The 15,174-nt window shown below is 37.3% G+C and carries 11 protein-coding genes; 6 read left to right on the top strand and 5 right to left on the bottom strand.

Annotated features, from left to right (window positions below):
• Positions 1-22: 22 nt before the first annotated feature.
• Positions 23-1,615, top strand: a complete 1,593-nt coding sequence (locus ACKWCD_RS12495; RefSeq protein ID WP_413984295.1) for a hypothetical protein — start codon at positions 23-25, stop codon at positions 1,613-1,615.
• 11 nt (positions 1,616-1,626) lie between these two features.
• Entirely contained in the window at positions 1,627-2,169 is a 543-nt protein-coding gene (locus tag ACKWCD_RS12490) for a hypothetical protein (RefSeq protein ID WP_413984294.1), read from the top strand.
• Between the two features lie 471 nt (positions 2,170-2,640).
• Here ACKWCD_RS12490 and ACKWCD_RS12485 read toward each other — a convergent pair whose 3' ends face one another.
• A complete protein-coding gene (locus ACKWCD_RS12485) occupies positions 2,641-3,069 on the bottom strand; it encodes a DUF6438 domain-containing protein (RefSeq protein ID WP_413984293.1) in 429 nt (142 codons plus the stop codon).
• A gap of 28 nt (positions 3,070-3,097) precedes the next feature.
• On the bottom strand, positions 3,098-4,138 hold the full coding sequence (locus ACKWCD_RS12480; protein ID WP_413984292.1) for a zinc-binding metallopeptidase: 1,041 nt from the start codon (positions 4,136-4,138) through the stop codon (positions 3,098-3,100).
• Between the two features lie 244 nt (positions 4,139-4,382).
• Between ACKWCD_RS12480 and ACKWCD_RS12475 the strand changes: the two genes are divergently transcribed.
• From ACKWCD_RS12475 to ACKWCD_RS12465, 3 genes are read left to right on the top strand one after another with little or no spacing between them, the layout of a single operon-like run.
• Positions 4,383-4,901, top strand: a complete 519-nt coding sequence (locus ACKWCD_RS12475; protein WP_413984291.1) for an RNA polymerase sigma factor — start codon at positions 4,383-4,385, stop codon at positions 4,899-4,901.
• A gap of 10 nt (positions 4,902-4,911) precedes the next feature.
• A complete protein-coding gene (locus ACKWCD_RS12470; protein WP_413984290.1) occupies positions 4,912-5,817 on the top strand; it encodes a FecR family protein in 906 nt (301 codons plus the stop codon).
• Positions 5,818-8,370: a TonB-dependent receptor domain-containing protein gene (locus ACKWCD_RS12465; protein ID WP_413984289.1), complete on the top strand. Its 2,553-nt coding sequence runs from the start codon at positions 5,818-5,820 to the stop codon at positions 8,368-8,370. It abuts the gene before it with no gap.
• Here ACKWCD_RS12465 and ACKWCD_RS12460 read toward each other — a convergent pair.
• Positions 8,342-9,901: a sulfatase gene (locus tag ACKWCD_RS12460; protein WP_413984288.1), complete on the bottom strand. Its 1,560-nt coding sequence runs from the start codon at positions 9,899-9,901 to the stop codon at positions 8,342-8,344. The genes ACKWCD_RS12465 and ACKWCD_RS12460 overlap by 29 nt on opposite strands.
• 117 nt (positions 9,902-10,018) lie before the next feature.
• Here ACKWCD_RS12460 and ACKWCD_RS12455 point away from each other — a divergent pair, with 117 nt between their 5' ends.
• On the top strand, positions 10,019-11,428 hold the full coding sequence (locus tag ACKWCD_RS12455) for an exonuclease domain-containing protein (RefSeq protein ID WP_413984287.1): 1,410 nt from the start codon (positions 10,019-10,021) through the stop codon (positions 11,426-11,428).
• A 477-nt stretch (positions 11,429-11,905) separates the two neighbouring features.
• On the opposite strand, the gene ACKWCD_RS12450 is transcribed toward ACKWCD_RS12455, so the two are convergent.
• Together ACKWCD_RS12450 and ACKWCD_RS12445 are read right to left on the bottom strand one after the other, a co-directional pair.
• Positions 11,906-13,315 (bottom strand): MBL fold metallo-hydrolase, encoded by a 1,410-nt coding sequence (locus tag ACKWCD_RS12450; protein ID WP_413984286.1) that lies wholly within the window; start codon positions 13,313-13,315, stop codon positions 11,906-11,908.
• A 55-nt stretch (positions 13,316-13,370) separates the two neighbouring features.
• On the bottom strand, positions 13,371-15,101 hold the full coding sequence (locus ACKWCD_RS12445) for a SulP family inorganic anion transporter (RefSeq protein ID WP_413984285.1): 1,731 nt from the start codon (positions 15,099-15,101) through the stop codon (positions 13,371-13,373).
• Between the last annotated feature and the right edge of the window lie 73 nt (positions 15,102-15,174).

Here is a 15,174-nt window from a genome sequence, read left to right as displayed (position 1 = left end):
GCCAACTTTTAAAATAAATACAATGAAAACAATAACAATACTATTCAGTTTAATATGTCTCACTTTCAGTATAAATATAAGCGCCCAAAAAACCTCAACCTATACTTCTCGAGTTTATTTCGAGCCTGACGGTAACGGACTCATTGGATCGGCAACTTTAGTATACGCCTTCGCCAATTGCTATCAAAGCGCTGTAATGGCTCATGGTTATCGCGATTTACAAGTAGATGCCGTACAATACGACGGAAAAAAATATTCGGCTCAAGATCTTGGCGAAAGTGATCTTTCAGTATATGCCATGTCTTTCTCAAGATTGGAAGCCAGTTACTCTTATGGGAATACTCATATATCAAACCGAGTATTAACTTATATACAAGATTCATATGATGTGGGTTGCTTAGGGCAGACCAGCACCATTACCGATAATAAGGATATGGCAAAAAACCCAGGGCCGTTTTCTGTCCGTTTTTCTAATGCAAAATTGGCGATGGATGGCGGTTTAGGTTTTAGAATAAGAAATTTAGAAAAAGAAAGGAGAAAAAAGGAAAAATATGAAAGTTTGCTATCTACTGCCAAATACGATGGTAATCCGAACTCTAAACTCCAAACACTCAAAGAAGCAAGAAACTATGCAAAAGACACCTATGAGATAGATGCGCTAATCGCAGAAATAGAAAATGAACTTGAACAAGAAAGAGAGCAAGAACTTGCGAGAGAAAGAGAGCTAGCTGAAGAGCGTGAGCAAGAGCTACAAAGAAACAGTTCAGAAACGGAACAAGAAACAGCATCAAGTTATAAATCAAATACTCAAAAAGAACCGAGTACAGATTCTCAAACTTCCAATCTGGCTAGTGGTTATGCAAGTAAAGCTCAATTTTATAGAGATCAAGCTTCAAAGATTAATCCAAAATACCAATTTGAACTAGAAGAGAAAAACAGACTTCTAGCGGAAGCTCGAAAATATGAACAGCTACATCAAAAAGAAATATCCAATCAGCAAATACTTGAAGGTAGCAATGAAATATCTTCTTCCAATACAACCGAAGATAATTCACAATCAAGCACTCAAAGTACTCAAGTCAACACCTATGACAGAGCTGTTGATATGAGCGGTAGCAAAACAGTGGCCGCAGGAGCAGCTTTAGCAACTAGCGCAATACTGGCTAGTGAAGCGTCAAGAATAGGTATAGGCCTAAATTACGGTTATGGTGAAATCGACTATTTAGGCGCGGAGGGAATGTTTTTATTCTCCGAACATTTTGGATTACGTGTGGGTTATGCCCTTTCTACAGATGGCGATACCTCGGCACAGATATATGAAGATGGATATCGAATTGATGCAGGAATCATCTACGATTTTGCGAATGGTTTTGATGGCTTAGGTATTGGGGCTGATATCTACTATGAAGACTACCAAAAACAATATGATAATTACGGGGGTGATAATATCTATCAGAGTGGTAACAACCTATATACAGGCCTTTCATTGTACTTGGGAATTATAAAAGTGAGTTATGGGCAACAAATTAGTGGTGAAAACCTAATCAGTGATAGTCTATCGGAAGATTACGAATCTTCGGGTATATTATCAGCTGGACTCTTCTTTTATTTTTAAAACCAAATAAAATGGAAAACTATACTTGTATTTCAGCACTTTTAACTTATTGTAAAGATCATCTCATGAAAGAGACACATAAATGTCTGTTACTAATTCTATTGCTATTTTTTACTCATCTCAACGCCCAACAACCTCAACATAAAGGAGTAAAAGCTAAACCACTCGCCAAAATTGAGAAATCAATTGACAAGTTGAACAGCGAAATTAGTTCCTCTGAAAAAGAAGAGAAATCAATTATTTCAACCTATGTTGCTACCTACAAAGATAATCAAGGTGAGAATACAGGTGATTTTTTCCTAGTACATCAAAGAGAAGGACAGTCAGATGACTATGTTGAAAATCAAGCAAAATTGATCGCTGGAGATCGAAAATATTTTCTTCAAAAAAGTCCAATTCAAAAGGGATATTGCGGAATACTATATCAATTGCTACCATCAGGTGAGATGATGTTAAAAAATAAAATTAGGGGTGGTAAAAAAGCGGCCCAAAAAATATATACTAGAATTGAAAATTCAAATAATCAAAAAGCACTTAAACTTATTTGCAACTAATATTTAAGATGCTATTTATTGATATTCCATTCATTAGCCAAAAACCCTCTTCTGATACAAAGCGAATTATTTGGGGGAAAATCAGCTTTGTTTACTGAGAGGACTTTTATTACATAGAAACATAACTCCCTCAAAATACACGTTTCTTCGATTAAAAAACGTTTCACAACATTTCGTCGCTAAGAATAAGTCGTTCAAAGACTATTTTTTAATCAAAAGCGTTTTAAAAGGAGCTTTGCGCAGAAATCAATAACATGAAGGTAATCTTACTTCACCTCAAAAAACGTTTAAACGATGAAAACACACTAGCTGCAATTAGCTGTGTTATTTTGTCATTCACCATATTCTTTATCAAAAGAATCATGGACTTCCATGGTGGGTTTTAATCACTTGTTTTAGTGATCAACAAAAAGCCCCCCAATTTTTAAACCGGGGGGCTCTCTCACTAACCAACTTGAAAAAACAAACTCACTACTCAACTTGTACTTGGGCTACCAAATCTTCTATTTTGGTATTTACTTGTTTTAGTAACCCATCTATTTTTGAAGCATGGAATTCGTATTCCTTATCATCATATTTTAAAATAGTAACTGGGCGATCTCGAATTCTTTTAAAAAGTGTGGGTTCACCTAAACTATTTTCAAGAATGTTAGTCAATTCTCCAATTTCCTCTTGAGAAAGTCGACTTATTACCGAGACCTTTTTTCTGCGCACATCCCTACTTTCATACATCACCATTCCATCGCTGAATACACGAAGATTATAAACTGGGCACTTGCCTAAACATGGCCCTTTAGAATAAAACAAAACTGTATCTTTCTTGTCCACCGAGATGGTGGCCTCCTTACTGGACTTACAAGCGGCCAGGGCTAAAACTAGTAGAATCATTATTTTTTTCATTTTAAAATTATTTAAATGTCTTTTAATTCTATTTAGATCGTCTTACACAATTCGTGTGCTTTGGGTTACCAAAAGTTTTAGCCTTTTTCCAAGCGCCGGCAATGGGAAGCATTCTTTTTCCTTTTGCAGTTGCAGAATTGCCACGAATGAAGTCCCGAAGACCAATTAATTCAGAATGGTCATACATCAATTGAATTTTTTGTTCGGCAATTGAACTACCATTTACACCACCATTTCGAGTAACAAAAGTGGCAAACACTTCAGCGATATCTTCACCAGGGTTCGTAGATGCATAACCCGTTACAAAACGATCTTGGTACTTCGTATAAAACGCATCTTGCTTATCGTAATCTTCGCCCAGTTTGGAATGCTCGTCAGCAATATCGGCCCAAAATCTGGTTTGCAGTTTGTTGATATAGGCCTCTTTTTTAGCACATCCTTCACCAGTAAAATAGTTAGAACAATCATTTTCTGATATGGATGCATCTACCTGAGTATTATCCAAGGTCAGAATATGGCCAAATTCGTGTATAATGGTATAGGCCAATTCACCATCGCCATTGAACACTCCGCTGGGGTAGGCAAAATCAATAGCGATGCCCATCTCCCACTCTGATAGGTCCTGCGCAGTATCATAAACATATCCTGCAGTACCATTATTTTCACCGGCAAAAATCATGAAACGACTCATTTTAGCTAGGTAACTCGCGGGAATTATTTTTTTGGTAAGCGCCCATACCTCTTGGTGCTTTGCAGTATCTTTTTGAAAATCCAATTCCTTTCCAGTAACATTAAAATCCTTTTCTTTTATAAGATTCTCACCATCCACCCGATATAAGGTTATCTCACCTTCTCCTCCATCTGAATCTGGACTATTATTTGAGTCATCATCAGAATTTGTAGTATCTGTATTCGGGGTTTCTGGCTGGGTATCTGTACTTTCCGTTTCCGGATTATTGGCGGTAGGCACAACAGTATCGGTAAGTACATCATCTTTTACGCAAGATTGAATCATCGCAATTGCCAAAAACAATACCAACAGTAATCTCAATTTTTGTAGGTTTTTCATAATTATCAGTTTTAAATTATCATTCGTTTGCTATAACAACCGGATACTTTTAAAACACCCTATTTTTTTTCTTCAATTATTTTTTCCTGAAGCATTTTCTAATAATAAATAGGGTAAAGGGGAAGTAGCCTGTTGTTATGGTGGGAACCGTGATTGGCAACATGTTCAAATGAAATAAAAGGGAATATTGGTTTCCTGTTTTTTAGAAATCTTTAGCTTTGGGGAAAACCTCAGGTATTTTAGAATGGCAGGAGAACAGAAGTCCGTTTGCGACGAAAAGACCTTTAAAATGATTTTTGACACCAATTCTGAAGTAATTCGGAATTTCATTTATTACAAATGTGGTGATATGGCCCAGGCCGAAGATATCACGCAAGACGCATTTGTTAAACTTTGGAAGAATTGTAAAAAGGTGCTTTTTGAAAAAGCAAAATCGTTTGTGATGAAAGTAGCACAAAATGCATTTTACAATGAGGTTGACCATAAAAAAGTGGTGCTGAAGTACAACAAAAATGCAGTGAAATCTGAAGGACATGGAATAAGTCCGGAATTTTTACTTGAAGAAAAAGAATTTATGGCAAAGCTTCAAGAAAGCATTGCCAGCCTTCCACCAAAGGAACGTGAAGTATTTCTATTAAGTCGGAAGGATAAAAAAACATATAAAGAGATTGCCGAAATAGTAGGCATCTCACAAAAAGGAGTAGAACGAAGAATGCACTTGGCGCTCATGAAATTGCGGGAGAAAATAGGCACTTCAATCTAAACAATACGGGATGGAGAAATTTTACAATAAAGATGATTTTTTAGCAAAATGGTCAAGTGGAGACCTTTCCGAAGAACAAAAGGAAACTTTTCGTCAAACGGAAGACTATAAATACTACGCTGCTATTTTGGAAGGAACAGATTTGCTTGAAGTTCCTGCTTATGATAAGGAGAAGAATTTTGAAAGGGTACAGCAAAAAATGGCCACGGAGAAGAAGGTAGTTCAATTCATTCCCAAATGGGCCTATGCAGTAGCTGCTTCGGTTGTTATTCTTATTGGGTATACTTTCTTTTTTAATCAAACTACGAGCTATGAAACTGGTTTTGGTGAGCAATTGGCAATTGTGCTTCCAGACGAATCGGAAGTCCTTTTGAACGCAGATTCCGAATTAGAACATAAAAAGAAAGATTGGGAAAACAAGCGAACCCTTCAGCTAGATGGAGAAGCATTCTTCAAGGTCAAAAAAGGTTCCACATTTACTGTTCAAACCGACAATGGTTCGGTTACAGTTTTGGGAACACAATTTACAGTCACTTCTGATGATGGCATTTTCGAAGCCAAATGTTTTGAAGGGAAAGTTCGAGTTACAAAAGGAAATTTATCCGAAGTACTTACCAAAGGAAAAGCGGTACGCCTTGTTGACAATTCCTTTGAAAATTGGGAATTCATGGCAGATGCCCCTGCATGGGCTCAAGAGGAAAGCAGTTTTAAAAATGCTCCATTATCACAGGTTATTCGGGCCTTGGAAAAGCAATTCGATGTTACTATTAACACCGATAAGATTGATAAAAATGTTCGTTTTAGTGGTAGTTTTACGCATTCTGATTTGCAAAAAGCACTTCGAACCGTTTTTGAGCCTTTAGAAATTAAATTTACTTTTGACAATGAGAACACTATTGATCTCGTTATAGAGTAAATGAGGAGAATCTATATTCTACTTTTTCTTTTGTTTTCTATCAGTGCGTTCTCGCAAAAAGATATACAATTCACGAATACCCCTTTGAGTGAGGTCTTGATTGAGCTTGAAGCTATTTACGCTGTAAAGTTCTCTTATAATTCAACTTTCGTAGAACAAAAACAAGTCAACCTTCAGCTAGAAAAGGCTTCCCTCTCCGAAATTTTAAAACGACTTGAACAGGAATTAAATGTAGTTTTTGATAAGATTGATGAACGCTACTACATCCTAAAGGTCAAAAAAGAGTTGACCATTTGTGGTTACCTAAAGGATGGATTGGACAACACTTCCATTGATGGAGCGACTATTTCTAATTCTGCACAAACTAAGGGAAGCATTTCAGATACAAACGGCTACTTCTCTCTGAAAAATATAAGTCTGTCGGATACCTTATTGATTTCCTTTTTAGGCTACAAAACACTGTCCATACCAGCAAGCAGGTTTAAGGAAGAACATTGTGAAACATATGTCTTATCAGCTTCAAGCTATCTACTAAACGAGGTAGTTGTTCAAGAATACCTTGCCTCGGGAATTCTCAAAACACAAGATGGTTCCATCAAGATAAACCCGAAGAACTTGGATATTTTATCAGGATTATCTGAACCAGATATTTTACAGAACATTCAATTGCTTCCAGGTATTGAAAGTCCTACTGAAACCGCCTCCGGACTTTACATACGAGGTGGATCTCCCGACCAAAACCTTATCCTTTGGGATGGCATCAAAATGTACAATTCAGACCATTTCTTCGGAATGATATCCGCTTTCAACCCTTATATCACAAGCGATGTTAAAGTCTCTCGAAGTGGTACAAAAGCTGAATACGGCGATCGGGTTTCCGGAGTTATCGATATTAAAACAGACAATACCATTCCCTCCAAAACAGAGGGTGGATTTGGTTTGAACATGACCCATGCCGATGCATATCTTAAAATTCCTCTATCTGAAAAAGTGGGTGTTTTAGTTTCTGGAAGACGGTCTATAACGGATATCATACAAACTCCAGTATTCAATAATTTATCAGAGCAAGTGTTCCAAAACAGCAGCATTACCGAAAATCAGAACTTCTTTGACCCTGAATTTTCTGAAAGTGATGAGTTGTTCAATTTTCATGATGTTACGTTAAAACTGATTGCAAACCTTTCTGAGAAAGACCGACTTGTGATATCCAATCTGATAACAAAAAACAAATTGGATTATACCTTTCAAGACACACAGTTTGACATTAGTTCTAGCGATAAGCTCGATATTAAAAATTTCGGAACGAACCTAACCTGGAATCGGAATTGGAATGATAGATTTTCATCAAAAGCACAATTCTACTATTCAGATTATGATTTTAACTACCTAGGGGACAACATTTTTTCTACGGAAAGTGTTGTTACTGCAAAAACCAATAGCATAAAAGAACTAGGAGCATCATTACTTACGGATTGGAAACTTAACGAGCATCTTACCCTTTCAAACGGTTACCAGTTCTTTTCCAATCAGGTAGCTTATCTTTTGCAGTATGACGATTTCATACAAAATGATGACCAGACAAGTCCCACACATGCCTTGTACAGCCAACTAAACTTTAATAAACCAAAGCAATGGTACATTGACCTGGGTTTAAGGGGGAGCTATTATTCAGGACAAAATGCAGTTTTTCTTGAACCACGAATTTATGCTGAGCGTATTTTAAGTGATAATTTTCGACTGAAGGCTTCTGGGGAAATTAAGAATCAGGCTATCAGCCAAATCATTGAATTTACTACACAGGATTTCGGATTAGAAAATCAGGTATGGGCTTTAAGCTCTGAAGCAGACATCCCGATTTTGAAAAGCGGCCAATTTTCTGCTGGATTACTCTATTCAAATAATGGGTGGAACCTTGATATTGATGGTTACTATAAAAGCATTGACGGTTTGACCTCTATTACCCGAGGATTTGAATCAGCTGAAGATAACCTTTCAGAGGGCACAAGTACCAGTACAGGAATCGACTTTCTATTAAAAAAGAAATTCAACAACTATTCGACTTGGATAGGTTATACCTACTCTACTACCAACTTTTTGTTCGATGACCTTAACCAAGGAAATTCATTTAGAGGAAACAATGATATTACCCATTCCTTAACTTGGTCGCATGCTTACAAATGGAAGGGGTTTCAGTTTTCTTTGGGATGGAAATATAGATCAGGAATTCCCTTCTCTCAAGCTAGTGGTTTTGTTGATAACGAAGATGAAACCTTTATTGAATATGAGGAAATAAATGCGGAAACTTTACCTGCTTATCATAGAGCAGACTTTTCAGCCCTGTACAAATTTCAACTTTCTAAAAAGCCCAATTCGCCAGTCGGTAAGTTCGGATTCTCGTTACTCAATGTCTATGGAAGAAGAAATCAATTAAGCAAGAATTTTGGCCTTTTTAATGTTACCGATGAAAACAATGATACAACCGTAGAACTTGGTCAAATCGACCGTTTTTCGTTGCGGACCACGCCTAATTTTGTTTTTCGATTGGAATTTTAGGTTCGAGTACATCAATAGGAAATGGCACTACTTTCCCACTTTCTTTATCAATAGGCATTTGTGCCTTTGTTGTCTTCAAATGGTTCGTTAAAGTTGTCGCTAAATCTTTTAATTTTTCTGGATTTGCTTCAACCAAATTCTTCGTTTCTCCAATATCATCTTTTAGATTGAACAATTCCATACCTCTATCGACATGGTAATAAATGAGTTTCCAGTCGCCTTTTCGTACTGTACTTGCCGCCCCAATTCCCGGGCCGGATGCACCCCACTCATTTGGATAGTGCCAAAACAAGGGCCGAACACCATCATAGGTTTCCCCCTTCAAAACAGAAACAAAACTCTGTCCATCCACTTTTTGTATGGTTTCTAAACTATCGATTCCGGCCATTTCTAGAATGCTGGGGTAAAAGTCTTCGATAATTACTTGATGTGCAGAAGTAGATTCTGGTTTGGTTATTTCTGGCCATTTTACCAACATGGGTTCACGAATTCCTCCTTCGCGCATTGAACCTTTTCCACTTGACAAAGGTGCATTATGAGTATGTGGCTCCCCTGCTCTGGCATGCGCACTTAATCCGCCATTATCTGACATGAACAAAATGATCGTATTGTCTTCAATATTTTTCTTCTCCACATAATTCATGATATCTCCAAGGCTTTTGTCCATACCTTCAATCATAGATGCATATTTGGCCTCGGTGGAATCCATTCCCTTTTCCAAGTACTTTTGAAAGTAGCGCTTGTCTTCCATTATGGGTGTGTGAATTGCATAGTACGACATATACAAAAAGAAAGGCTGCTGCCCTGTAACCGCTGAATCCATGGCAATTAGAGCCTCTTGAGTAATTGCTTCTGTAAGATAAACATCTTTTCCATGGTACTTTTCTAATCCTGGTACGGCCCAAATTGCTTTCTCTTTTTTGCCATTTCCAAAGTTTTCTGTACCCAGATAGCTTCCTGGTGCTCCAGCGGCATGTCCTGCGATATTAATATCAAAACCTAATTTCAAGGGATTCTCTCCTGGAGTTCCTATAGCTCCTAAATGGGCCTTACCTGAATGAATAGTAAAGTATCCAACATCATGCAAAGCCTGAGGCAGAGGCATTGCTTGTATCGCTTTTGAATCTCCTCCAACCGGACTCATCCCATTGACATTCCATTCCGGAAAGATTAAAGATTCATGATTTTTCTCCATAGGTTGAATAGAATCCTTTCTGAGCGTCCAATTGGTGACTCTGTGGCGGGCGGCATTCATACCAGTCATCAAACTAACTCGTGTTGGAGAGCAAACTGGAGTCGCATAAGCTTGGGTAAATTTCATACCGTCTTTCGCTAATCGCTCCATATTTGGCGTATGGTACAAATCATTGTAAGGCGTTCGTTCCGTCCAAAAAGGAACTGAGGTATCTTGCCAACCCATATCATCTACCAAAAACAAGATAATGTTTGGCGGAACTTCTTCGATTTCCTCTGGCTGACAAGAGGCAAAGAACAATACACATAGTATAAAACCCAAAATGATTTTTTTCATATTATTCGCTCTAAGCCTTAAAGATACATTATGTTTTAGATTTGATTTTGAGATTATTCTTCAAGTTCATTTTCGTTTCTCGCGATTTTTTTGAGTGTGGAAAAAGAAAGTATCTTTATGCTTTCAGATCAACAAACGATAAGATTGTACACCATAATTGACATAGAAACTACTGGGAACGGTATTAAGGGCAATAAGATTACCGAAATAGCTATTTTCAAATATGATGGGTACGAAATTGTTGAGGAGTACACTTCTTTGGTAAATCCTGAATGTGAGATACCTTATTTCATTACAGGTTTGACTGGTATCGATAATCAAATGGTGCGTGATGCCCCCACAATTGATCAAATAGCAGATGAAATTCTAGAGATTACAAAAGATACCATCTTCGTTGCGCATAGCGTTAACTTTGATTACAATGTTATCAAAAATGAATTCAAGAATATTGGCCGAGAATTTGTTCGTAAAAAACTTTGTACGGTTCGGTTATCGCGAAAGTTGATTCCGGGTTACAACTCCTATAGTTTAGGAAAACTTTGTTCGGCATTAGGTATTCCATTAACGGACAGGCATCGTGCTCGTGGTGATGCACATGCTACTACCCTATTGTTTGAAAAACTATTGCGCGCAGAGGGAGCAGAAGCAGTCTTCAAAACCTTTTTAAATGCCCGCTCGCAAGAAGCCACACTCCCTCCTGCATTATCTCGAGAAGTTTATGAAAAGCTTCCTGAAGTCCCTGGTATCTATTTTTTCAAGAATGCTAAGGGAGCGATTATCTATGTAGGTAAGGCTATCAATATTAAAAAAAGGGTACTAGGTCATTTTTATGATAAATCTACCAAGGAGATTGAGATGTGCCAAGAAACGGCCAATATTGATTTTGAGCTTTCTGGAAGTGAATTAGTTGCCTTACTCATGGAATCTGATGCGATCAAGCACCATTATCCACCTTTTAACCGGGCACAAAAGCGCACCATTCAGCAGTATGCTATTTTCTCTTATGAAGATCGAAAGGGCATTATGCATCTAGCACATAACAAACTAAAAGCTGCTCCTAATCCTTTGATGATTTATTATAGTACTACCGATTGTCGCGCAGCACTTCAGGAAATTTGTAAAACCTTTGAACTATGTCCTAAATACTGCCATTTACAAGAAGGGGTAGAACATTGTTCTCATTATAGCATTACAAACTGCGGAGGTATTTGCCGTGGGAAAGAAAAAGCTCTTAGTTACAATGAACGAGTTTTAAAGGCCATTCAATCTTTAAAAGGCACTCATCAAAATTTTGTTATTCAGGAAAAAGGAAGAACCCTAGAGGAACAAGCATTTATATGGATCGAAAATGGAAGATATGCAGGTTACGGTTTTGTGCAAAAAGAAGAAACTATACACTCCTATGACGATTTGGAGACTTTCTTAATCCGCAAAAAAAATACGCTTGAAGCACAGCGCATTTTGCAATCATATCTTTTAAAAAATCCGGAGAAAGAAAAATTCTTATTGACAGCTCCCATACTCTAGCTCAATCAGTCATTGAGCTTTCGATACATTCGGATTACAAAAACCAACCAAATCATAAAAATGGCACCAACAAAAATGGAATAGTACAAAATTAAATCCATTACTTCTTATACTTTAGGTAGTTCATGAAACCTAGTATGGTGGGGGCCCAAAATGCAACAAAAATTGCATCTAACTTTTTTCCGCTTAGAAACATATATTCTGAAAAAACGATAATCGAAAGGACTATCAGAAGCATCAGACAATTCATTGGTCCTATGCGCTTAATAAAATTTTTAATCATTGAGCGTAAAGTAATTCTTATTAAATATAGGCTTTTGCGAAATGAAAAACTATTAAAATTTAAGTTTTCTTTAACGTTTGCATTTTTGGCATAAAAAATCCCATTTAACCGTATTATGCATAATTAAAAAGGTATTTATTTTAATATTTGTAGTTCAGTATAGTACAGTAATTCACCCACATTACTGTATTTTATTACAATGTAGATGGACAAACCCAATCAGTAACTTCAGCACCAGCCTTTTTCAATGCACCAAATCCGCCAGCAATATCAATCAAATTATGATAGCCTCTACTTTTAAGAATAGACGCTGCAATAACCGATCGATACCCTCCTGCGCAATGCAGATAAAAGGTTTTGTCTTTTGGAAACTTCGCCAAATGATCATTTAGCATACTTAAAGGTGTATGATTTGCATCGATAACATATTCTGACTGATACTCACCTTCTTTTCGAACGTCAAACACTGGAATTTCTTTAGCATTAATCTTGGGAGTCACTTCTTCAGCAGATAATGAAGTAATGCCATCAGATTCTTTTCCTGCAATAGTCCATGCTTCAAAACCTCCTTTTAGATATCCAATAGTTCCATCAAAGCCTACTCTTGACAAACGTGTAATCGTTTCTTCTTCTTTTCCTTCGGGTGTTACCAATAAAATTGGTTGCTTGACATCCGCTATAAGAGCCCCAACCCAAGGAGCAAAATCTCCATTTAAACCAATAAAAATAGAACGAGGAATATGCCCCTTCACAAAATCGTGTTGATGACGCACATCTAGGACTAAAGCCCCTGATTCATTGGCTGCTATTTCAAACTCAGTTGGAGAGAGTGCTGTACTACCCCTATGGAGTACATCGGCAATATCTTCGTAACCTTCTTTATTCATCTTCACATTAAGTGGAAAATATTTCGGCGGAGGTAAAAGCCCGTCAGTTACTTCTTTGACAAACTCTTGTTTGGTCATATCTGCCCTTAGTGCATAATTCATCTTCTTTTGATTACCAAGAGTGTCTACAGTTTCTTTCATCATATTCTTTCCACAAGCCGAACCAGCGCCATGAGCGGGATAAACAATAATATCGTCTGCTAAAGGCATAATTTTAGTACGAAGGCTATCAAATAAAATACCCGCTAAATCTTCTTGTGTCATATCTGCCGCTTTCTGTGCAAGATCAGGTCTTCCCACATCTCCTAGGAACAATGTATCTCCAGAGAAAATAGCATGATCTTTTCCATTTTCATCTCTTAGAAGATAGGTAGTACTTTCCATGGTATGCCCAGGCGTATGCAAAACTATGATAGTCAATTTCCCTATTTTAAATTCTTGCTCATCTTTCGCAATGATAGTTTCGAATGATGGATTCGCATTTGGCCCGAAGACTATTGGTGCTCCACTTTGTTTTGAAAGCGTAACATGCCCGCTAACGAAATCAGCATGAAAATGTGTTTCAAATATGTATTTGATTTTTGCATTGTCACGTTCAGCACGGTCTAAATAAGGTTGCACCTCTCGTAAGGGGTCTATTATAGCAATTTCACCATCACTTTCGATATAGTAAGCTCCTTGGGCAAGGCATCCGGTATATATTTGTTCTATATTCATAACTCCATCTTTACTACTACAAAATTAATACTTATTGTATTCACACTAAGTAACCTTAGTTACCATTTGTTCGATTTTGATAGGCAACCTTGCCTTGTAAATCAGAAAGACAACCTGGTTTGTCAAAATGTGCCACTGCATCCTTAGTTTTCACAAACAGATGTTCCTTTTGTAGCTCTTTGATAATTCCACTACTAAAAATAATATCACGCGTTGGACCAATGGCACCCGCTACTGAAAAGTGTAAATTTCGATAATGTAATTCTTTGATTACTTTGATCAGCATTTGAGCGGCGGAACTGTCGATGTAATTAATCGCCTCTGCATTTAGAATAACTCCCCTTAAAGAACTTCCTTTTTTATCAATTTCTTTAAACAATTCTCTCTTGAAAAATCCTGCATTGCCAAAATACAATTGAGCATCGAACCGAACAATCAACAAATCATCTCGGTCGACTATCTCATCGCCAAAACGCTTTATATTTTTATAATACTCCGAGCCTGAAATATTACTAAGAACCGCAAAATGAGGATTCGAAGTTCGATATACCATAAGTAACAAGGCGAATAAAACCCCGAGAAGAATACCCTGCGGAATACCCACAAACAAAGTAACTAAAAATGTTAGCATTAAAACAAAAAACTCATCTTTTCGGTTATTCCATAAGTTCTGAGCATAACTAAAGTCGATCAAACTAAATACAGAAACCATAATGATGCTTGCCAAAATTGCATTCGGCAAATAATAAAACAAGGGTGTTAAAAATAATAGTGTAAGCACTACCAATATCACCGCAAAAACTGCTGCTAAATTCGTTTTTACTCCCGATTCTAAATTGATCGCCGAACGCGAAAAACTTGCAGTAGCCCCATATGATTGAAAGAAAGATCCAACGATATTTGAAGTACCTAAAGCCACGAGTTCTTGATTCGCATCAATGGTCTCTTTGCCCTCCTTTTCTTCTAAAGCTTTCCCTATTGATATAGCCTCTAAATAACCTACTAAGGCTAAAGTCAAGGCTATAGGCCAAATACTAATCGCGTTTTCCAAACTAATATTTGGCACTTGAAAACTAGGTAACCCTGTAGGAATAGCACCAACTATTTTAACCCCGAAGCGTTCTAGGTCTAAGAAGTAGACCGCCAGAATTCCTAATACAACTACGATCAGAATAGACGGAATCTTTTTACTCCATTTCTTTACACCGACAATAATAAGAATTCCGATCAGGCCAATAGCAAAATCCGCAAGATTGGTATCAGATATTCTTTCAAAGGCATTTATAATCAACTGGTGAAACTTACTGCTACGTTCAATATCAGCACCAATAAGATGTTTTAATTGGCTAAAAATTATTATCAAAGCTGCTGCAGAGGTAAAACCGCTAATTACCGGTTTGGACAAAAAATTGACCAAGAAACCCATTCTACTAATCCCCAAAAACAGCTGAATTGCTCCAACCATGAAAGCTAAGAAAATGGCCATGGCTATATAGTTCTCCAATCCTGTAATTGCCAAAGCACCTAACCCTGCGGCTACCAAAAGTGAATCCATCGCAACTGGGCCAATACCAACATTTTTTGAAGTACCCAGAAACATGTATACCAATAGAGGAAAAATAGATGCATAGAGTCCGTAAACGGGAGGCAAACCGGCAATCATAGCATAGGCCATCCCTTGGGGAATCAAGACAATTCCCACGGTAAGACCCGCTACCAAATCTTTACTAAAATTGGTTTTTTGGTAATTGGCTAGCCATTGCAGAAATGGAAAGAATTTTTGCATTGGTCAAATTTACGCTTAAATGTGGAAATTGGTGTAACTGGGGTTACGTTTGGGTTTTGAAGACAAGAGTGAA

The sequence above is a fragment of the Maribacter taeanensis genome, assembly GCF_047345145.1.
GTDB lineage: Bacteria > Bacteroidota > Bacteroidia > Flavobacteriales > Flavobacteriaceae > Maribacter_C.
Note: the sequence above shows the minus strand (reverse complement) of the source record. Positions and strands in the feature narration are given on the sequence as shown.